Annotated in this window: 22 protein-coding genes and 1 tRNA gene; 16 read left to right on the top strand and 7 right to left on the bottom strand. The window is 54.2% G+C overall.

Going from position 1 to position 19,898, the window contains the following annotated elements; all coding sequences use genetic code 11:
* Nucleotides 1-216: 216 nt before the first annotated feature.
* From KGB06_RS04875 to KGB06_RS04860, 4 genes are all read right to left on the bottom strand, one after another.
* Nucleotides 217-519 carry a DUF3077 domain-containing protein gene (locus KGB06_RS04875; protein WP_223512200.1) on the bottom strand — a complete coding sequence of 101 codons (303 nt, stop codon included), beginning with the start codon at nucleotides 517-519 and terminating at the stop codon, nucleotides 217-219.
* A gap of 305 nt (nucleotides 520-824) precedes the next feature.
* Nucleotides 825-1,325 carry a DUF4411 family protein gene (locus tag KGB06_RS04870; RefSeq protein ID WP_223512199.1) on the bottom strand — a complete coding sequence of 167 codons (501 nt, stop codon included), beginning with the start codon at nucleotides 1,323-1,325 and terminating at the stop codon, nucleotides 825-827.
* Entirely contained in the window at nucleotides 1,322-2,458 is a 1,137-nt protein-coding gene (locus KGB06_RS04865; protein WP_223512198.1) for an ImmA/IrrE family metallo-endopeptidase, read from the bottom strand. Before KGB06_RS04865 ends, KGB06_RS04870 begins: the two co-directional genes overlap by 4 nt.
* A gap of 171 nt (nucleotides 2,459-2,629) precedes the next feature.
* A complete protein-coding gene (locus tag KGB06_RS04860; RefSeq protein ID WP_223512197.1) occupies nucleotides 2,630-2,941 on the bottom strand; it encodes a DUF3077 domain-containing protein in 312 nt (103 codons plus the stop codon).
* A gap of 800 nt (nucleotides 2,942-3,741) precedes the next feature.
* On the opposite strand from KGB06_RS04860, the gene KGB06_RS04855 reads away from it, so the two are divergent.
* From KGB06_RS04855 to KGB06_RS04845, 3 genes are all read left to right on the top strand, one after another.
* Nucleotides 3,742-4,617, top strand: coding sequence for a nucleotidyltransferase (locus tag KGB06_RS04855; protein WP_223512196.1), 876 nt, complete (start codon nucleotides 3,742-3,744; stop codon nucleotides 4,615-4,617).
* A gap of 434 nt (nucleotides 4,618-5,051) precedes the next feature.
* Nucleotides 5,052-5,684: a hypothetical protein gene (locus tag KGB06_RS04850; protein WP_223512195.1), complete on the top strand. Its 633-nt coding sequence runs from the start codon at nucleotides 5,052-5,054 to the stop codon at nucleotides 5,682-5,684.
* Between the two features lie 492 nt (nucleotides 5,685-6,176).
* Entirely contained in the window at nucleotides 6,177-6,851 is a 675-nt protein-coding gene (locus KGB06_RS04845; protein WP_223512194.1) for a hypothetical protein, read from the top strand.
* Between the two features lie 172 nt (nucleotides 6,852-7,023).
* On the opposite strand, the gene KGB06_RS04840 is transcribed toward KGB06_RS04845, so the two are convergent.
* Both KGB06_RS04840 and KGB06_RS04835 read right to left on the bottom strand, forming a co-directional pair.
* Nucleotides 7,024-7,353 (bottom strand): hypothetical protein, encoded by a 330-nt coding sequence (locus tag KGB06_RS04840; protein WP_223512193.1) that lies wholly within the window; start codon nucleotides 7,351-7,353, stop codon nucleotides 7,024-7,026.
* Nucleotides 7,354-7,504: 151 nt separating this feature from the next.
* Nucleotides 7,505-7,589 (bottom strand) — tRNA-Leu (locus KGB06_RS04835).
* Nucleotides 7,590-7,696: 107 nt separating this feature from the next.
* Between KGB06_RS04835 and queA the strand changes: the two genes are divergently transcribed.
* The 6 genes from queA (at nucleotide 7,697) to KGB06_RS04805 (ending at nucleotide 13,780) form a co-directional block, all read left to right on the top strand.
* On the top strand, nucleotides 7,697-8,746 hold the full coding sequence (queA, locus tag KGB06_RS04830; protein WP_223512192.1) for a tRNA preQ1(34) S-adenosylmethionine ribosyltransferase-isomerase QueA: 1,050 nt from the start codon (nucleotides 7,697-7,699) through the stop codon (nucleotides 8,744-8,746).
* A gap of 14 nt (nucleotides 8,747-8,760) precedes the next feature.
* Nucleotides 8,761-9,876, top strand: a complete 1,116-nt coding sequence (gene tgt / locus KGB06_RS04825) for a tRNA guanosine(34) transglycosylase Tgt (RefSeq protein WP_223512204.1) — start codon at nucleotides 8,761-8,763, stop codon at nucleotides 9,874-9,876.
* 43 nt (nucleotides 9,877-9,919) lie between these two features.
* Nucleotides 9,920-10,255, top strand: a complete 336-nt coding sequence (gene yajC / locus KGB06_RS04820; protein ID WP_007982729.1) for a preprotein translocase subunit YajC — start codon at nucleotides 9,920-9,922, stop codon at nucleotides 10,253-10,255.
* Nucleotides 10,256-10,319: 64 nt separating this feature from the next.
* On the top strand, nucleotides 10,320-12,188 hold the full coding sequence (gene secD, locus KGB06_RS04815; protein ID WP_223512191.1) for a protein translocase subunit SecD: 1,869 nt from the start codon (nucleotides 10,320-10,322) through the stop codon (nucleotides 12,186-12,188).
* Between the two features lie 9 nt (nucleotides 12,189-12,197).
* Nucleotides 12,198-13,112, top strand: coding sequence for a protein translocase subunit SecF (gene secF, locus KGB06_RS04810; RefSeq protein ID WP_223512190.1), 915 nt, complete (start codon nucleotides 12,198-12,200; stop codon nucleotides 13,110-13,112).
* A gap of 119 nt (nucleotides 13,113-13,231) precedes the next feature.
* A complete protein-coding gene (locus tag KGB06_RS04805) occupies nucleotides 13,232-13,780 on the top strand; it encodes a glycine zipper 2TM domain-containing protein (RefSeq protein WP_223512189.1) in 549 nt (182 codons plus the stop codon).
* A gap of 248 nt (nucleotides 13,781-14,028) precedes the next feature.
* On the opposite strand, the gene suhB is transcribed toward KGB06_RS04805, so the two are convergent.
* A complete protein-coding gene (suhB, locus tag KGB06_RS04800; protein ID WP_007948182.1) occupies nucleotides 14,029-14,847 on the bottom strand; it encodes an inositol-phosphate phosphatase in 819 nt (272 codons plus the stop codon).
* A 145-nt stretch (nucleotides 14,848-14,992) separates the two neighbouring features.
* Here suhB and trmJ point away from each other — a divergent pair, with 145 nt between their 5' ends.
* From trmJ to hscB, 7 genes are all read left to right on the top strand, one after another.
* Entirely contained in the window at nucleotides 14,993-15,763 is a 771-nt protein-coding gene (gene trmJ, locus KGB06_RS04795) for a tRNA (cytosine(32)/uridine(32)-2'-O)-methyltransferase TrmJ (protein ID WP_140668441.1), read from the top strand.
* A gap of 2 nt (nucleotides 15,764-15,765) precedes the next feature.
* Complete coding sequence (cysE, locus tag KGB06_RS04790; RefSeq protein WP_223512188.1) at nucleotides 15,766-16,542, top strand: serine O-acetyltransferase; 777 nt, start codon at nucleotides 15,766-15,768, stop codon at nucleotides 16,540-16,542.
* Nucleotides 16,543-16,780: 238 nt separating this feature from the next.
* Nucleotides 16,781-17,272 carry a Fe-S cluster assembly transcriptional regulator IscR gene (gene iscR / locus KGB06_RS04785; RefSeq protein ID WP_003227911.1) on the top strand — a complete coding sequence of 164 codons (492 nt, stop codon included), beginning with the start codon at nucleotides 16,781-16,783 and terminating at the stop codon, nucleotides 17,270-17,272.
* Nucleotides 17,273-17,322: 50 nt separating this feature from the next.
* Nucleotides 17,323-18,537, top strand: a complete 1,215-nt coding sequence (locus tag KGB06_RS04780) for an IscS subfamily cysteine desulfurase (RefSeq protein ID WP_046026628.1) — start codon at nucleotides 17,323-17,325, stop codon at nucleotides 18,535-18,537.
* An 85-nt stretch (nucleotides 18,538-18,622) separates the two neighbouring features.
* A complete protein-coding gene (gene iscU, locus KGB06_RS04775; protein ID WP_003443374.1) occupies nucleotides 18,623-19,009 on the top strand; it encodes a Fe-S cluster assembly scaffold IscU in 387 nt (128 codons plus the stop codon).
* 34 nt (nucleotides 19,010-19,043) lie between these two features.
* Nucleotides 19,044-19,367, top strand: coding sequence for an iron-sulfur cluster assembly protein IscA (iscA, locus tag KGB06_RS04770; RefSeq protein ID WP_003227904.1), 324 nt, complete (start codon nucleotides 19,044-19,046; stop codon nucleotides 19,365-19,367).
* Nucleotides 19,368-19,375: 8 nt separating this feature from the next.
* Nucleotides 19,376-19,897 (top strand): co-chaperone HscB, encoded by a 522-nt coding sequence (gene hscB / locus KGB06_RS04765; protein WP_223512202.1) that lies wholly within the window; start codon nucleotides 19,376-19,378, stop codon nucleotides 19,895-19,897.
* The last annotated feature ends 1 nt before the right edge of the window (nucleotide 19,898 follow it).

Raw genomic sequence — 19,898 nt, 5'->3', positions numbered from 1 at the left:
CGTGAGCTCAACCAATGTTGGCCAGAAGCCAAAGATGGCTTCCTCGAATAGGCCTTATACATAGATGCAACCGGGTAGCAGTGTTTGAAAAGCAGGTAGACAGTGGGGGCGAGTCCATACATAGGAGTGAGCCTGCTCGCGATAGCGCCAGACCAGCCAACATCAACGCTGAACCTACCGCCGCCATCAAGCAGCCCACTCCCCATTTTTCAACCACTACCCTTCAGACGTCGCCGCCGCCCGCTCAGGCGTCGCCGCAGAACCCCGACCCCGCCCAAGCACCTTCACCGCATCATCAACCACCGCCTTACTCATCGCCGTCAAATAATGCGCAGCCCAGGCGTGGCGGTCGGTGTCTGTGGCGTAGGCGGCATCTTCGTTCAGCTTCTTGGCGAGAAACAGAAAGTCAGAAGCCATGGCTAATGCATCACCGAGGGGGACGCCGCGAGTGACATGGAAAAGCGGTTGATCTGCGCAGTAAATGGCGGGGGTAAGGCCAATGGTTTTGAGTTCGGGCATAAACCCGAATGTTCGCCATATTTTATGTGACGGACACATTGACTTGGTCATTTGGCTCCGGCAGCATCAATCCCAATCGCGCCCGATCCTCTGGTGCTGGCTCAGTCCGGCATTACGTTCGGGCCTTCTTGTTTCTGGAACATGGAAGTTGTTTACCCCAGTCCCTCCGAAGCCGTTTCGTACATACCCTAATTTGGTTGCGCTGCTTGTCAGCAGGGGGGTGCAAATCCAAGACCCGTCTCGATGACAAGGGCTGTAGCATTGGTAGTGGGACGAACGTCGTCTGATCCCTTTTTCTTGTTTTTCTAAGCGTGGGTGCCAAGAATAAGTTTGGCATTAAGTGTGTCAAGTAGATCGAATGAATTTATATATGGAACATTGAACTGCTGGCAGATATTCGGGATTTTTATTTTATGACTCGTTGGAGGTACCCACACCTCATGAGTTACAACTGTATGATTAGTTGCGCTCGCTTTTGCAATCAACCAAGGGTCGGCGCCATCGAGAAAACGTATTTTTTCTGTTTGTTTAGGAAGAGGTAGGTCCATGACAAACGTAGCAATCTGCGCAAAGGTTGTCTGTGTGCGAACGTCGTCAACAGATAAAAAATGGTTTGGTCTTTCTTTTGCCCATTTTGATAATTCGTCGCCGCAGTCGACTAATTCCTTATATACAAGTGAGATGCTGGAAATTTTACCGGCATCATATGCACTGTCTAACCAGTCCCAGAAACCAGGGCAGAAACCCATCCGATAGTGAGTGTTCTTCGCCTGTATGTAGGAGTTCGCATCGAGCAGATAACTCAAAATCCAAGTTCCTTTTTAGAATAATCAGATAGCTTGTGCGGCTTCACGCCGATCAGGCGCGCGGCATCTCGATAAAGCATTCTTCCGCTTAATGCTTCACTTGCCACGGCGGTAGCAAGCGTTTTGCTAACTCGACCTGTCTGCAGTCTATTGTAGGGTGGCGCTCCATTTTTGCTGCGAGCTTTGTGCTCTGCGATCTTTTTGGAAATATAGGTACCATACTCGGATGCCGTTATGAGATTGAAAGTCAGGGCGCGGCGGGCTATCACCCAGCCACTGACATGGAAAAATTTCGTCAAGAGTGGGATGTTTTCTAGCCATTCAATGTCAGCGTCCCAAGAAGCGAGGAATTCGCGCTCAGGAGTCAATAGCTCTGCCGCCACCGCATTACACAAAATCTCTTCCGATCTATGATTCGCAGGGTCGCCGTCAGACACGCCAGAACGACCTATCCAAATATGAGACAGTTCATGAGCCAAAGTGAACAGTCTTGCTTCTGGGCAATCGGCTGTGTTGATAAAAATGACAGGGGCCAGTGTGTCGCTGATTGCAAAACCTCGGAACTCTTCTACAAGTAAAGGCCTGCTCGTATTGTTGTTAACAATACTATTGCGCATTACAAGTATGCCCGCAGTTTCAATTTTGCTGACCAGGTTTTTAAAGTAGTCATCAAAGTCGCCGCGATTTGGTTTGTTGGGTATGCCTAAGGTTGCACGGATGTCTGCAACGATTACTTCGACGCTGTCGCTCACCGAAAACCTTCCGACAATTCTATTTTCAATGACGCCTTGGCTGGTCAGGTAGTCGCGATACCATTCTTGTCTTTCCATGGCCCACCTAATGGTATCCATGAGGGCAAGACTGTATCCATGGTCGCGTTTTCCATTAACCGTTCTAAGGTCCGGCAGAGGAAGGCTTTCCTCTGGTGGCTGAGACAAATAAAGGTAACCAAATGGAATGTATGTCTGCCGGGCGTAATTCATTGCCTGGTTGAAAGACGGTTTTTTCTTTCCTTGCTCCCACGCCAGCACATTGTCTTCCTGCGTACCAAGACTTTTGGCCAGGGTACTCGTGCTCAGGGATGCTCGCTCACGCGCCCAGCGCAGAACGTCCGGATTAATCAGCGCTTCCATGTGTGATTCCGTTTTGGTGTCATAACCATTCCAGCAAAATGCCTCTGCACAGCAAATTCAAACGATAGCCGTATCTGACTACAAGGGACGGACGCCGTCACCTGTTTTCGGTTGCCACGCGCCACACATTTGTAAGCCCCGAAGAACTCGGGGCTCATCGGCTATCAGTCGCTACCCTTCAGACTTCGCCGCCGTCCGCTCAGTTGTCGCCGCAGAACTCCGACCCCGCCCAAGCACCTTCACCGCATCATCAACCACCGCCTTACTCATCGCCGTCAAATAATGCGCAGCCCAGGCATGGCGGTCGGTGTCTGTGGCGTAAGCGGCATCTTCATTCAGCTTCTTGGCGAGAAACAGGAAGTCAGAAGCCATGGCTAATGCATCGCCGAGCGGAACACCACGAGTGACGTGGAAAAGCGGTTGATCTGCGCAGTAAATGGCAGGTGTTAGGCCGATGGTTTTCAGCTCTGATTGATCGGTCATTGGCCACCTCCGATGACGGAGAGGCGGTGGGAGAGGGTGGACGGTGGGGCGTTACGCAACTGGGCGTCGCGTTGAGGGTAAAGCCAAATTTTGTACGGATTGATGCTGCGCATTATCAGACTCCTTGATATATGGAGCTGCCAGATTCGTTACCACACGAATGGGTGACAGCTGTGCGCAGGGTGGTAAACCGGGTATCAAGGAAACCGGCACGCCGGAGGGCGTCCCACGCACAGCCGCCATGACTCACGCCGCAGGCATAAAAAAAGCGCCTGATGACGTGACTGGGGCGCTGTTGCGCCTTGAATAACTCGGGTTACCACACCCGGTCGCTGAATTGGCAGCGACGGTGGGAGGGTATCGTGCAGGTGCTTTTCCTGCAACCTTTTGAAGGCCTTGATCCCAAACCGTTCGAGATGAAAAATTTGTTCTGTTCGCGTTTTGATCGGTCCCCGTTTTGTTCGGTAGGAGGATTGCATGTGTTACAGGTTCCTTCATGCTATTGATATTCAGAGAGTTTTAATAGAAACAAGCTCTGTCCTATTCCGAAGTAAGAGTGTTACTGAGTCGATTGGTATTACTTCTCACCGGGGGGCAAATTCGAACTGAGGTACTGCCAGAACTAGGCCTCTGTTTGGCATGGGCGGCCGCTATCACTGTGGACGTTTGCTAATGTGGTGATCAACCTAGGCCGGCCATAGACACACTGGCATCGACTTCGTAACCTACGTGCGGGTTTTGAAGCTTTTTCTCTTATGCCCATTTCGTCTACTTATTGTTAGATTTTTAAAGGATAAGAAATGAATTTGGAAGATAAGTTGTCCGGATGGGTTGGCCCTTCGAGTGACACTGAACAGGATAAGCAGAATAGAACCGAGCGAATGATCCGCGAAGCGATAAGTTCACATGAACCATTCAACAATTGCTCGTTGAGTATTTATGCGAAAGGGTCTTACGCTAACAATACTAATGTGCGCTCAGATAGTGATGTTGATATAGCTGTGGAATGTACAGAGGTTCTATATTGGAAGGAGTCTGAGAAAGGGATTTATACGCCAGGCAAATCATATGAGGGGATTTGGACCCCATCAAAGTTCAGAGCCGAGCTTCTTTCTGCGATGAAGGCAAAGTTCCCTGGGCAAGTAGACTCTACGGGGTCTACCGCAATACAGATTAATTCTAGCTCGGCGCGTGTAGATGCTGATGTAGTTCCTTGTTTTAGCTATCGATATTACATGGAAGGTGAGGTGAGGGATGGAACTAAAATATTCAAGGTGGATGGCAGTAGTATCATCAATTATCCAGCTCAACAAATGGAGAACGGAATAGCTAAGAACAAGCGAACTGGCAATGCCTATAAAAAAGGGGCGCGACTTCTAAAACGCATTGAAAACGCAATGGCAGAAGATGGGGCGTTTCGTGAATTACCATCATTTTTTATGGAGTGCTTGGCCTACAACTGTCCGGACACTGCGTTTTCTCATTCTACTTGGACGGAATGTCTCCGAGCTATGCTTATTCATATTTGGAATAAGCTTCAAGGCGATGAGCCGGACTCTGGTCGCTGGGTAGAAGTGAATGAATGCTTTTTTCTGTTTCATTCAAGTCAAAAGTGGACTCGTGAAGATGGGCGTGAGTTTGCAAAAGCAGCTTGGAACTACTTTGGATTAAAATAATTTTTGATGCGCTATTGAAAGTTCGCTGTGTTTGCTTGGTGGTGTTTTAGCTGTCGTTTAATTGCTGTTTTTTTTTGCTGTAGGTGATTAGGCTTCCAAGGGGTGGTTTGGGTTTGTTTAAAAAATGGTGAGTGTTGATATTTTGGTGGAGGCTTTGCTCGTTGAATGGGGGGCTTGAAATGGTTAAAGGTAGGCTGTGCCATTCTTTTGCATTTAAGAGAAAGTTTGATGGGGCTATATATTTGGATTGCAAAAAAGCCAGAGGTGGATCAAAGAATTCTCCTGTTCCCGTAATGCTGACGGTGAATCTTCCGTTCTTTCTCATTGCCTGCATTAAATCCGCAATATGGGCGAAATGCTGTTGGAAGGCTGGTTTTTGAAGAGGCTATAACTTATGATCGATTGCGCTTTTTATTTTGTAAGGGGAAGAATAAGTGTTAAGTCATGAGTATGCTTTGCTAGGTGGTGTAAATCGAGCGTTTATCGGTCGCTACATCGGATTGGCCGCTAGTGTAATTTCAGGAGTTGTCGTCTTTTTGCTGCTTTCTTTGGTTGATTTGGCTTCAACATTTGGTGTTGCGGTAAATTTACCACCTACTGCTCTGTCATTAGTTGGCGCTGGTGTGGTCTTTTCGGTTTTATACATGCTATTTGATAAGTTTGTATGGCGTTGGGGTGTTGCAACTAAGTGGCTCAAGGTTGCTGACCTTTCTGGTGAGTGGGTTTGTACTGGGCAAACATTGAGCGAAAGCGGGGACGTTCGATATGAATGGAGCGCCGAGGTTACAATTTGCCAGACGTGGGATAAAATTCGAGTTCGGCTCAAGACTCCACAATCTGGGTCTAATAGTATCGCCGCAGCTTTGCTCTATGACGAGGCAGAAGGGTATCGACTCCTGTATAACTACAGGAATGACCCAAAGGCGGGTCAACCTGAGCTTCGTAGTCATGTGGGTTGTGCAAATATGTTGTTTGATAAGAGTTTAAAGGCTGCTAGTGGGGAGTATTTCAACGGTCACGGTCGGCCCACTTTTGGCCGTATGGAGTTTTCTAGAAAATCTGCATAGGCTACTTATTACTTTGCGGTGGTTAGGCATATTTATTTTATTTTGAGGGTGAGCAATGTCGTGGATTGATAGATTGTTGTCTGCTCTCGTTGTGAGGCGAGTGAGCGATTTTTCAGGTTTGGGTATTGTGTTCTATAACTGTCCGATGGTTCTTCCTACACATCCGATGGGAGGGGTTCTGCCGGTGGGATTACACTTGCCAATTTCAGACTTCGAAGAAGTTGTAAGGTGTTTAGTGGATGTCTCGGCCTATCGAAGTGAATGGCATGATGGATTTCATCTTGTTGATTTTGATGCACAATCCTTAACGCATATGTGTCAGTTTTTAAGTCCATCACCTGAGCTTATTCTACCTCCAGCTAAAGGTGCTCTCCCTGTAGGCTCCAGGTATTTTACTGCTCAGGCTGTATCTAGATTGCCTGGTGTGTACTGCTGTGCCGTTATAAACTCCCAAGGGGCGGTTAATATATTCAAGGGCGGGGAGGTTAAAACTTGGAAAATCTGACATTGACATCCAAGGAACTCTCCTTGTTAGTGAAATTTATATTTTGGTCGACGTTGGCTGTATTTGTTTCTTGGGTTGTGCTTCAGCTCGCTTATTTTGATGTGGATTTAACTTGGCAGCGACTTTTATCAATGGCTTCAAGTTCACTTGCATTGATAAGTGGGGTTTTTTTCGTATTCTGTAAGTGGGGGTGGAAAGTGTCTGTTTTGCCAAGTGTCCTAGGTCGTCCGGTTCTTGGAGGTGTTTGGATTGGTGAGCTTGCTTCAAATTATCAGGCTAGTCCCGGCGAGCCCATGCCGGTAGTTAAAATGGTGTTCATAGTCAAGCAGACCTATCTTACTTTGTCGATTCAGAGTTTTTCTGCGATTCAAAGCGGGAACTCCGAAGTTGAGGCAATACTCAGCAACCCTAAAACTGGCTCACTTCGTCTAACTTATATATTTGAGCTTCGGAGTCCGTACAAGGGCGAGGTTAGGTTGATCAAGGGGGTCGGTGATTTGAGTATCGTTTCTAAGACGGTCCTAATGGGGGGGTACTGGACAAATAGTCCAAGTAATGGAGAGTTAAAGATGAAGAGGGTGTCGAGCACATCCAAACACTTAACGGGTTTTGCTGATGTTAGGACTAGATGGAGTAATGATCGAGACTGGAAAGTGACGTAAAATTAGTTGTTGACTAATTTTTCGAAGCTTTAGCTTTTTGCATGATGGCTTGGATATATGGAAGTCGGGGCTAATTTACTTTTAATCGAGATGTGGGGTGTTGATAGAAGTTCCCAGACCCCGTATCGGTGCGCCTCTCGGTTAGTCTGTGTTTTTAGTTAACCCCCTTCATTCATAGAATATTTTTTAGATAATCCTTGAGTGCGTTGAGCGGGGTATCAAGATGGTCCAAGGTCCGCTCAGCGCTGAAATCTACTGACAATCTATGCAGCTCACGCCCCAGGACTGTATCGACACCGCCGACAGCATTCAGTGCCAACCCCACGCACTCACCCACTTTCACCTGAATCCCCTCAACATCCCCCCTCCTTACCAACAACCCAAAAACCTCCCGCTCATACTCACTCATCACCAAATCATCCCGAAGAATCGGACTCGAATCCTCCGTCTCATAAGCAAGCTTGAGGCAGAACAGAGCAACAGTTTCCAGCAGCAGTTCCATGGGGTGAATCCTTGAGAAGGGGCGTACCGGTCGAGGAGGCGAGAAATCAAAAAGCTTCGCCGGCAAGCCGGCTCCTACAGGTCGGTGGGGTGTCAGGTGCTTTTCTGTAGACGAAAAAAAAGGCCTTGCTAAGCAAGACCTTTCTTAATTTTGGTGCCCCGAGGGAGACTCGAACTCCCACTCCTTTCGAAAACGGATTTTGAATCCGCCGCGTCTACCAATTCCGCCATCAGGGCTCAATGGCGGCGAAGTATAGAGATGAGATAACCGTTGGTCAATCAGGTACATGGAGAATTTTTGATATTTCCGCTAGACTTCCCGGCCCTGCTAGACGAACCCCATCATGCGCGTTGCTGACTTTACCTTCGAGCTCCCAGATTCGCTGATCGCCCGCCATCCTTTGGCCGAGCGTCGCAACAGTCGCCTGTTGACCCTTGATGGGGTCAGCGGCGCCCTGGCACACCGTCAATTCACTGATTTGCTCGAGCATTTGCGCCCGGGCGATTTGATGGTGTTCAACAATACCCGGGTGATTCCGGCGCGGCTTTTTGGCCAGAAGGCTTCCGGCGGCAAGCTGGAAATCCTGGTCGAGCGCGTGCTCGACACTCATCGCGTGCTGGCGCATGTGCGTTCCAGCAAGTCGCCGAAACCGGGTTCCAAGATCCTGATTGATGGTGGTGGCGAGGCCGAGATGCTGGCGCGTCACGATGCGTTGTTTGAGCTGGGGTTCGCCGAAGAGGTGTTGCCGCTGCTCGACCGCGTCGGGCACATGCCGTTGCCGCCTTATATAGACCGTCCGGATGAAGGCTCGGACCGTGAGCGTTATCAGACGGTCTACGCCGAGCGTCTGGGCGCTGTGGCGGCACCGACGGCGGGGCTGCATTTCGATCAGCCGCTGATGGAAGCGATTGCGGCCAAGGGCATCGACACTGCGTTCGTGACCTTGCACGTCGGCGCCGGTACGTTCCAGCCGGTGCGCGTCGAGAAGATCGAAGATCACCACATGCACAGCGAATGGCTGGAAGTCGGCCAGGACGTGGTGGATGCGGTTGCGGCTTGCCGCGCTCGTGGCGGTCGCGTGGTGGCCGTGGGGACCACCAGCGTGCGTTCGCTGGAAAGCGCTGCGCGCGATGGCGTGCTCAAGCCGTTCAGCGGCGACACGGACATTTTCATCTACCCGGGCCGGCCGTTTCATGTGGTCGATGCCCTGGTCACCAATTTCCATTTGCCCGAATCCACGCTATTGATGCTGGTTTCGGCGTTCGCCGGTTATCCCGAAGCCATGGCTGCTTATAAAGCCGCCGTCGAGCATGGATACCGCTTTTTCAGCTACGGTGATGCGATGTTTATCACCCGTAATCCCGCACCACGTGGCCCTGAGGACAAAGAATGAGTCGCCAAAGTCGTATGTCGTTTGAGTTGCTTGCTACTGACGGCAAGGCTCGTCGCGGTCGTTTGACCTTTCCGCGCGGTACGGTAGAAACCCCGGCCTTCATGCCGGTGGGCACCTACGGCACCGTCAAGGGCATGCTGCCGCGGGATATCACCGCCACCGGCGCGGAAATCATTCTGGGTAACACCTTCCACTTGTGGCTGCGTCCTGGCACCGAAGTGATCAAGAAGCACGGCGACCTGCACGATTTCATGCAGTGGAAAGGCCCGATTCTGACCGACTCCGGTGGTTTTCAGGTGTTCAGCCTGGGCGCCATGCGCAAAATCAAGGAAGAGGGCGTGACCTTCGCTTCTCCGGTCGACGGCGCCAAAGTGTTCATGGGGCCGGAAGAGTCGATGCAGGTCCAGCGTGATCTGGGCTCGGACATCGTGATGATTTTCGACGAGTGCACCCCGTACCCGGCTGACGAAGATGTCGCTCGCGTGTCGATGGAGCTGTCGTTGCGTTGGGCCAAACGCTCGAAAGAAGCCCATGGCGACAACACGGCGGCGCTGTTTGGCATCGTTCAGGGCGGCATGCACCAGGACCTGCGCATGCGCTCCCTGGAAGGCCTCGACCAGATCGGCTTTGATGGCCTGGCCATTGGCGGTCTGTCCGTGGGCGAGCCCAAGCACGAAATGATCAAGGTGCTGGATTACCTGCCGGGTCAGATGCCGGCTGACAAACCTCGTTACCTTATGGGCGTTGGCAAACCGGAAGATCTGGTTGAGGGTGTGCGCCGCGGTGTGGACATGTTCGATTGCGTGATGCCAACCCGTAATGCCCGCAATGGGCATCTGTTCATTGACACTGGCGTGCTGAAGATCCGTAACGCGTTCCATCGCCATGATGATTCGCCGCTGGATCCGACCTGCGATTGCTACACCTGCCAGAACTTCTCCCGCGCTTATCTGCACCATCTGGACAAGTGCGGCGAAATGTTGGGTAGCATGTTGAATACCATCCACAATTTGCGCCATTACCAGGTGCTTATGGCTGGTTTGCGCGAGTCTATTCAACAGGGTACATTGGCCGCCTTTGTCGATGCCTTCTACGCCAAGCGCGGGTTACCTGTTCCGCCTTTGGACTGAGTTTTCTGACCCCAAGATTCAACATTTGCAACTGGAGTGCTAAATGAGCTTTTTTATCTCTAATGCCATGGCTGACGCTGCTGCACCTGCGGCAGGCCCAATGGGTGGTGGTTTTGAGTGGATTTTCCTGGTCGGTTTCCTGGTCATCTTCTACCTGATGATCTGGCGTCCACAGGCCAAGCGCGCCAAAGAGCAGAAGAACCTGCTGAGCAGCCTGCAAAAAGGCGATGAAGTTGTGACCACCGGTGGTATCGCCGGCAAGATCACTAAAGTGGCAGACGATTTCGTCGTTCTGGAAGTTTCCGACACCGTCGAAATGAAATTCCAGAAAGGCGCCATTGCCGCCACGCTGCCAAAAGGCACGCTGAAAGCGATCTAAGTTTCAACTTCATATTCAATCGACGGGGCGCGCAAGGCGCCCCGCGTCATAAACGGGCGGCGTGATGCTGAACAAATACCCTCTGTGGAAATACATTCTGATCCTGGCGGTGCTGGCGGTCGGTCTGATTTATTCCGCTCCCAATTTATATCCTGATGACCCGGCCATTCAGGTCAGCGGTGCAAGTACTGCGCTGCTCGTCAATCAGGCTGATCTGGATCGCGTGAGCGCTGCGCTCAAGGAATCCGGGATCAACGTCAAGGCGGCCACGCTGTCGGCGAACGGCAAGGGTGGTCTGATTCGTCTGACCAAGGCTGAAGATCAGCTGCCTGCCAAAGACGTCGTACGCAAGGCATTGGGTGATGACTACGTCGTTGCACTGAACCTGGCACAAACCACGCCACAATGGTTGCGCAGCCTGGGCGCGCACCCGATGAAGCTGGGTCTGGACTTGTCCGGTGGTGTGCACTTCCTGCTGGAAGTGGACATGGACAAAGCAATCGACGCACGCTTGAAAGTGTACGAAGGCGACGTAAAGAGCCTGTTGCGTAAAGATAAACTGCGCTATCGCAGCCTGCCGCAATTCAACGGTGCCATTCAGCTGGGCTTCAGTGATGAAGCAGCCCGCGAAGAGGCCCGTACGCTGATTCGCAAGAACTTCAACGATTTCGACATTGTTCCGGCCGACCTCAATGGTCAACCGGTGCTGCGTCTGGCGATGACCCCGGCCAAGCTGGCGGAAATCCGCGAATACTCCATCAAGCAGAACTTGACCACGGTACGTAACCGCGTCAACGAGCTGGGTGTTGCCGAACCGATCGTTCAGCGTCAGGGCGCCAACCGCATCGTGGTTGAGCTGCCGGGCGTTCAGGACACCGCAGAAGCCAAGCGTATCCTCGGCAAGACGGCCAACCTTGAGTTCCGTCTGGCTGCTGAGCCGGGTGCTTCGAAAGCCACTTCCGAGTCCTTCGAGTTCCGTGAAGGCAAGCGTCCGCCGGCACAGATCGAGCGTGGCCTGATCATCACCGGTGACCAGGTGACTGATGCCAAGGCTGGCTTCGGCGAGCACGGCACGCCAGAAGTGAACATCCGTCTGGATGGTCACGGTGGCGAGCTGATGAGTCGTGCGACTCGCAGTAACGTCGGCCGCAGCATGGCGGTGATCTTCATCGAACAGCGCCCGGTGACCACTTACGTCAAGCAAATGGTCAACGGCGTCGAGAAAGACGTCGCGGTTCAAACGTTTAAAGAAGAGAAGAAGATCATCAGCCTGGCGACCATCCAGTCGCCGCTGGGTGCTCAGTTCCGTATCACTGGCCTGAACGGTCAGGGCGAGTCTTCCGAGCTGGCACTGCTGCTGCGTGCTGGTGGTCTGGCTGCACCGATGTACTTCGCTGAAGAACGCACCATTGGTCCAAGCCTGGGTGCCGACAACATCACCAAAGGTATCGATGCATCGCTGTGGGGCATGCTGTTTGTCTCGCTGTTCATCATCGCCATCTACCGCTTCTTCGGCATTATCGCCACCGTCGCTCTGGCGGTGAACATGGTGCTGCTGCTGGCCTTGATGTCTTTGCTGGGTGCAACGCTGACCCTGCCGGGTATCGCCGGTATCGTGTTGACCATGGGTATGGCGGTCGACGCCAACGTACTGATCTTCTCGCGGATCCGTGAAGAGATCGCGGCGGGCATGACGGTGCAGCGGGCAATCAACGAAGGCTTCGGCCGGGCATTCACAGCGATTCTCGACGCCAACCTGACAACCTTGTTGGTCGGCGGGATTCTCTTTGCGATGGGCACCGGCCCGGTCAAAGGTTTCGCAGTGACCATGTCCCTCGGGATCTTTACCTCGATGTTCACGGCCATCATGGTGACTCGCGCGATGGTCAACCTGATCTTCGGCGGTCGTGACTTCAAGAAGTTGTGGATTTAAGGGGCTGCCATGTTACGTACAATCAACTTCATGGGCGTTCGCAACTTTGCGTTCGGCGTCACATTGTTCCTTACTGCGCTGGCCATTTTCAGCGTCTTCCACAAGGGCATGAACTGGGGCCTGGACTTCACCGGCGGTACGCTCATCGAGCTGACCTACGAACGTCCGGCCGACGTCACCAAGGTGCGTGAGCAACTGGTTACCGCCGGTTATCACGAGGCCATCGTGCAGAACTTCGGTGCAACCACCGATCTGCTGGTGCGTATGCCAGGTGAAGACCCGCAACTGGGTCACCAGGTGGCCGAGGCCTTGCAAAAGGTCGGCGGCGATAACCCGGCGCAGGTCAAGCGCGTAGAGTTCGTCGGCCCGCAGGTCGGTGAAGAACTGCGCGACCAGGGCGGCCTCGGCATGCTGATGGCGCTGGGCGGTATCCTGATCTACCTGGCGTTCCGCTTTCAGTGGAAGTTTGCAGTTGGTGCCATTGTTTCGTTGATCCACGACGTGATCGTGACCATCGGTATTCTGTCGTTCTTCCAGATCACTTTCGATCTGACGGTATTGGCGGCGGTACTGGCGATCATTGGTTACTCGCTCAACGACACCATCGTGGTATTTGACCGGGTTCGCGAGAACTTCCGTGTACTGCGCAAGGCGACCCTGATCGAGAACATCAACATCTCGACCACGCAAACCCTGCTGCGGACCATGGCGACCTCGATTTCGACGTTGCTGGCGATTGCGGCCCTGCTGTTCTTCGGTGGCGACAACCTGTTCGGCTTCTCCATTGCGCTGTTCATCGGTGTTCTGGCGGGTACTTACTCGTCGATCTACATCGCGAACGTGGTGCTGATCTGGCTGAACCTCAGCAGCGAGGATTTGATTCCTCCTGCGGCGACCGAGAAGGAAGTCGACGACCGCCCATAACGGCCATCGTTTTCCCGTTGTCAGCCAAAAAAGGCGCGAGTTGAACTCGCGCCTTTTTTTGTGCTCCAAGGCTGGGAGAAGCGCGGGCTTGCCCCGCATGTGATGGTCAGGAGGTTCATGTGAACAAGTCGATGTTGGTTGGTGCGGTTTTGGGTGCTGTCGGTGTGACTGCCGGGGGTGCTGTTGCCACCTACAACCTGGTTAAAAGCGGCCCTGAGTATGCGCAAGTACTAGCCGTTGAACCGGTCAAGACACAGATCAAGACGCCACGTGAAGTTTGCAAGGACGTAACCGTGACTCGGCAGGCGCCGGTCAAAGATCAGCACCAGATTGCCGGTACGGTGGTCGGTGCATTAGCGGGTGGTCTGCTGGGTAATCAGGTCGGCGGCGGCTCCGGCAAGAAAATTGCTACGGTCGCGGGCGCTGTCGGCGGTGGTTATGCGGGCAACAAGGTTCAGGAAGGCATGCAAGAGCGTGACACCTACACCACGACCCAAACTCGCTGCAATACAGTGAATGACATCAGCGACAAGGTCGTTGGCTACGATGTCCGGTATTCGCTGGATGGCAAGGAAGGCAAGGTGCGGATGGATCGCGATCCGGGTAACCAGATTCCGGTCGACAAGGAAGGAAAGCTGATCCTTACGCAGAACGACGAGAATCGCTAAATACTCAGGTTTCAGATTCAAAAAGAAGCACCTTTCGAGGTGCTTTTTTTGTGCCCGCGATTTATGTGTCGCCATCAATCCTTGTGGGAGCCTGCTCGCGATAGCGGTCGATCAATCAACATTGATGTTGGATGTGAGGCCGCCATCGCGAGCGGGCTCGCTCCCACAATAGTTCCTTGGTGTTTGTGGGGGCGGATTCCAGGCATAAAAAAAGCACCCCGAAGGGTGCTTTGTTTGTCGCTGGACGCTTAGCGCTTCAGCGAAGGCGGCAGGTGCGGCTGGATAGCCGTCAGCACTGCTTTGAAGCATTTGGTGTTGCCGGCAACGACGTGGCCTTTTTCAAGGAAGTCGTGACCGCCGGTGAAGTCGCTGATCAAGCCACCGGCTTCCTGGATCAGCAGGGCGCCTGCGGCCATGTCCCACTCGGACAGCCCCGACTCCCAGAATGCGTCGAAACGACCGGCGGCCACGTAGGCCAGGTCCAGGCTTGCCGAGCCGGCACGGCGGATTCCGGCGGTCTGGCCAACCAGGGCGCGGAACATGCCCAGGTAGTTTTCGAGGTTGTCCATCTGGTCGTCACGGAACGGGAAGCCGGTACCCAGCAGGGCGCCGTCCAGGCTGGTGCGGCCGCTGACGCGCAGGCGACGACCGTTCAGTTGAGCGCCGCGACCACGGCTGGCGGTGAATTCTTCCTGGCGAACCGGGTCCAGAACAACAGCGTGTTCCAGGCGACCGCGGTATTTGCAGGCAATGCTGACAGCGAAGTGAGGAATGCCGCGCAGGAAGTTGGTGGTGCCGTCCAGCGGATCGATGATCCACAGGTACTCTTCGCCTTCGATGCCGTTGCCGGCGTGCATGCCGGTTTCTTCACCCAGGATCGAGTGATTCGGGTAGGCCTTGCGCAGCGCATCAATGATTTTCTGTTCGGCGGCGCGATCCACCTCGGATACATAATCCTTGGCGTCTTTTTCGTCGACCTTGATGGTATCCAGGCGCTCGATGGAGCGGAAAATCAATTCACTGGCGCTGCGGGCGGCGCGCAGCGCGATATTCAGCATGGGCTGCATGGATGTGTCACCTAAGGTTGTTAAAGAAAGCCGGGCATTCTATCAGAACTTTTCTACAGGTGAAGGTCGGTGTTCGCTTTCATAGCTTAACGGTAGTAGGAACTGTAAGATTCGGCTCCAATTTCTGTGTTCGAGAGCGCCTCCCGTGCTGCATAACATTCGTGTCGTCCTGGTCAATACCAGCCATCCCGGCAACATCGGCGGGGCTGCGCGTGCCATGAAGAACATGGGCCTGTCGCGGCTGGTGCTGGTTGAGCCGCGGTTATTCCCGCATCACGAAGCTGACGCCCGTGCTTCCGGTGCCGGGGATATCCTTGAAAACGCGCAAGTCGTCGCCACCTTGGAAGATGCCTTGGTCGGCTGCAATCTGGTGCTCGGCACCAGTGCGCGTGACCGGCGCATTCCCTGGCCGTTGCTCGATCCCCGCGAATGCGGTGTGAAAGTGGTGGAAGAGGCCGGGCAGGGGGCCGAGATTGCCTTGGTGTTTGGTCGTGAAGATTCCGGCCTGACCAATGAAGAGCTGCAGCGATGTCATTATCACGTGCACATCCCCTCGGACCCTGAGTTCAGTTCGCTGAACCTTGGGGCGGCGGTGCAGGTGTTGGGTTATGAAGTGCGCATGTCCTGGCTGGCGGCCCAAGGGCAGCCGAGCAAGGTCGAGAAGGATGAAGTGGCGTCCACCAAAAGTGGAGAGCTGGCGACCATGGATGAGCTGGAGCGATTTTATGAGCACCTGGAACAAACCCTGGTGGCCATCGAATTCCTCGATCCGGAAAAACCGCGGCACTTGATGGCGCGCCTGCGCCGGTTGTACGGACGTAGCTCGGTCAGCCGGGCGGAAATGAATATATTGCGTGGCATCCTCACGGAAACCCAAAAAGCGGCCCGTGGCGAGCTTCTAAAGCGGAAGGATTAAAAATGTTCGAGCGTTTGCGTGAAGATATTCAGAGTGTTTTCCATCGTGATCCGGCAGCGCGCAACGCCTTTGAAGTTCTGACGTGCTACCCGGGCATGCACGCCATCTGGATCCATCGTCTATCCGCGATGCTGTGGCGCGCGGAGCTGAAATGGCTGGCGCGGCTGGTGTCGAACTTCGGTCGCTGGTTGACCGGGATCGAGATCCATCCGGGCGCCAAGGTGGGTCGTCGTTTCTTTATTGATCACGGAATGGGCATCGTCATTGGTGAAACCGCCGAGATCGGCAATGACGTCACCCTTTATCAAGGCGTGACACTGGGCGGTACCAGCTGGAACAAGGGCAAGCGTCATCCGACCCTTGAAGATGGCGTGGTAGTCGGGGCGGGTGCCAAGGTGCTTGGCCCGTTTACCGTCGGCGCTGGTGCCAAGGTCGGTTCTAATGCCGTGGTGACCAAAGCGGTGCCAGCCGGTGCGACGGTCGTCGGGATTCCGGGGCGGATCATCGTCAAGTCCGATGACGAGCAGGATGCCAAGCGTAAAGCCATGGCCGAGAAAATCGGCTTCGATGCCTACGGTGTCGGCGAAGACATGCCTGACCCGGTGGCGCGTGCCATTGGTCAGCTGCTGGATCACTTGCAGGCGGTCGATGGTCGTCTGGAGGGGATGTGCGGGGCTTTGAAGGATCTGGGTAGTAACTACTGCGCCAAAGATCTGCCTGAGCTGCGTGACGAAGACTTTGCCTGCGTGAAGGACAAGGATCAGAGTCAGGCCAGCTAGACCGAGTCGACTTCATCGCGAGCAGGCAAACTCCCACAGAGAATCGCATTTCAAATGTGGGAGCGAGCCTGCTCGCGATGAACGATAACGCGCAATCGCTGGCTGTAACCGCCCAGCCTTTGCTATGATGCGGCCGCTCTTTTGCGGGTAAACCTGACTAAAGTACTAGGTCTTATAGTTGACTTAAATACTCGGGAATTGCATACTCGCCCCATTCCGAACTCCGTGGTAATTGTCCATGCGACTGACTACAAAAGGCCGATACGCCGTGACCGCCATGCTTGATCTGGCGTTGCACGCGCAGCACGGGCCGGTGTCCCTGGCCGATATCTCCGAGCGCCAAGGCATCTCCCTGTCCTACCTCGAACAGCTTTTCGCCAAATTGCGCCGCAGCAATCTGGTGTCCAGCGTCCGGGGGCCGGGCGGTGGCTACCAATTGTCCCGCGACATGCAGGGCATCCAGGTCGCCCAGGTGATCGATGCGGTGAACGAATCGGTCGATGCAACCAAATGCCAGGGTCAAGGCGATTGCCATTCCGGCGACACTTGCCTGACTCACCACTTGTGGTGCGACCTGAGCCTGCAGATTCACGAATTTCTGAGCGGTATCAGCTTGGCTGACCTTGTGACTCGCCGTGAGGTGCAAGAAGTAGCCCAGCGTCAGGACCAGCGTCGTTGCAACAGCAAGGCGCCACGCCTGGACAAGATTGAAGCGTCAGCCGTCGAATGACAGCCAGAGAGCTAACGGCACGCCAGCCAGCCTGATTTAGGAGATAGTCCATGAAATTGCCGATTTACCTTGATTACTCTGCGACCACCCCGGTTGATCCGCGTGTTGCGCAAAAAATGAGTGAATGCCTGCTGGTTGACGGAAACTTCGGTAACCCGGCGTCCCGTTCCCACGTGTTCGGCTGGAAAGCCGAAGAGTCCGTCGAAAACGCTCGTCGTCAGGTCGCAGACCTGGTTAACGCCGATCCGCGTGAAATCGTCTGGACCTCCGGCGCAACTGAATCCGACAACCTGGCAATCAAGGGTGCGGCGCATTTCTATGCGACCAAAGGCAAACACCTGATCACCACCAAGATTGAGCACAAGGCTGTCCTCGACACCATGCGCCAACTGGAGCGTGAAGGTTTCGAAGTCACCTACATCGAGCCGCGCACTGACGGTCTGGTCACTCCAGAGATGATCGAAGCCGAGCTGCGTGACGACACCATCCTGGTTTCGGTCATGCACGTGAACAACGAAATCGGCACCATCAACGACATCGCAGCCATCGGCGAACTGACCCGTTCCAAGGGCATCCTGTTCCACGTCGACGCCGCTCAGTCCACCGGCAAGGTCGACATCGACCTGTCGAAGCTGAAAGTCGACATGATGTCCTTCTCCGCACACAAAACCTACGGCCCTAAAGGCATCGGCGCGCTGTACGTCAGCCGCAAGCCGCGTGTTCGCATCGAAGCGACCATGCACGGCGGCGGCCACGAGCGTGGCATGCGTTCCGGCACCCTGGCGACCCACCAGATTGTCGGCATGGGTGAAGCCTTCCGCGTAGCCAAAGAAGACATGGCTGCCGAAAACGTCCGTATCAAAGCCCTGAGCGACCGCTTCTTCAAGCAGGTCGAAGGCCTGGAAGAGCTGTACATCAACGGCAGCATGACCGCCCGCGTACCGCACAACCTGAACCTGAGCTTCAACTACGTTGAAGGCGAGTCGCTGATCATGGCACTCAAGGATCTGGCTGTTTCGTCCGGTTCGGCCTGCACCTCGGCTTCCCTGGAGCCTTCGTACGTACTGCGCGCCCTGGGCCGCAACGACGAACTGGCACACAGCTCGATTCGCTTCACCTTCGGCCGTTTCACCACCGAAGAAGAAATCGACTATGCCGCGCAGAAAGTCTGCGAGGCCGTTACCAAGCTGCGCACTTTGTCGCCGCTGTGGGACATGTACAAAGACGGTGTCGACATTTCGAAAATCGAGTGGGCGGCACACTGATTTCAAGTCGCCGCGAACCGGCCCTGTAAAACCAAGGTCTGCAGGGCTTAAAGAGCGACTCTCTGATGAGTGAGGAATAAGCATCATGGCTTACAGCGAAAAGGTCATCGACCACTACGAAAACCCGCGCAACGTCGGCAAGATGGACGCGGAAGATCCTGATGTCGGCACCGGCATGGTCGGCGCTCCAGCGTGCGGCGACGTTATGCGCCTGCAAATCAAGGTCAACGAGCAAGGCATCATCGAAGACGCCAAGTTCAAGACCTACGGTTGCGGTTCGGCTATCGCCTCCAGCTCCCTGGCGACCGAGTGGATGAAAGGCAAGACTCTGGATGAAGCAGAGACCATCAAGAACACTCAGCTGGCTGAAGAACTGGCCCTGCCGCCAGTGAAAATTCACTGCTCCGTGCTCGCTGAAGACGCTATCAAAGCGGCCGTTCGCGACTACAAGCAGAAGAAAGGCTTGATCTGACTTTCAGGTTTTGGCGACGAGTAAGGAGTCACCGATGGCTATCAGCATGACAGAAGCGGCTGCTCGACACGTGCGGCGCTCCCTCGACGGGCGCGGCAAAGGTGAAGGGATTCGTCTGGGTGTTCGCACCACAGGCTGTTCCGGCCTTGCCTACGTGCTGGAGTTTGTCGACGAGGTGGTTGCAGAGGATCAGGTGTTCGAAAGTCACGGTGAAAAAGTGATTATCGACCCGAAAAGCCTGGCCTACCTGGACGGCACTGAGCTCGATTTCGTCAAGGAAGGGTTGAACGAAGGCTTCAAGTTCAACAACCCTAACGTGCGCGGTGAATGTGGCTGCGGCGAAAGCTTCAACATCTGAGGCTTGTCGTGGGTACTCCTTGTCATTTCGCTTTATTTGAGCTGCAACCGAGTTTCAATCTGGATCTCGATCAGCTGGCTACGCGCTACCGTGAGTTGGCGCGCAGTGTTCATCCGGACCGCTTTGCTGACGCTTCCGAGCGTGAGCAGCGGTTGGCGCTAGAGAAATCCGCGAGCCTCAACGAGGCCTACCAGACGCTCAAAAGTCCCCCTAAGCGTGCGCGTTACTTGCTCGCTTTGAATGGTGGCGAGCTGCCGCTGGAGGTCACGGTGCATGATCCGGAGTTTCTTCTGCAGCAGATGGAGCTGCGTGAAGAGCTCGAAGACCTGCAAGACAGTGCCGATCTGGCCGGTGTTGCAGCGTTCAAGCGTCGGCTGAAAACCGCGCAGGATGTATTGAATCAAAGCTTCGCGGCTTGTTGGAATGATGCGGCGCACCGTGAACAGGCCGAACGTCTGATGCGGCGCATGCAGTTCCTCGACAAGCTCACCTACGAAGTGCGCCAGTTAGAAGAGCGCCTCGACGATTAAC

The organism is Pseudomonas sp. GL-B-19 (assembly GCF_019956415.1).
Lineage (GTDB): Bacteria > Pseudomonadota > Gammaproteobacteria > Pseudomonadales > Pseudomonadaceae > Aquipseudomonas.
The sequence above is the reverse complement of the archived record's forward strand: the minus strand, read 5'-3'. Positions and strand labels throughout refer to the sequence as shown.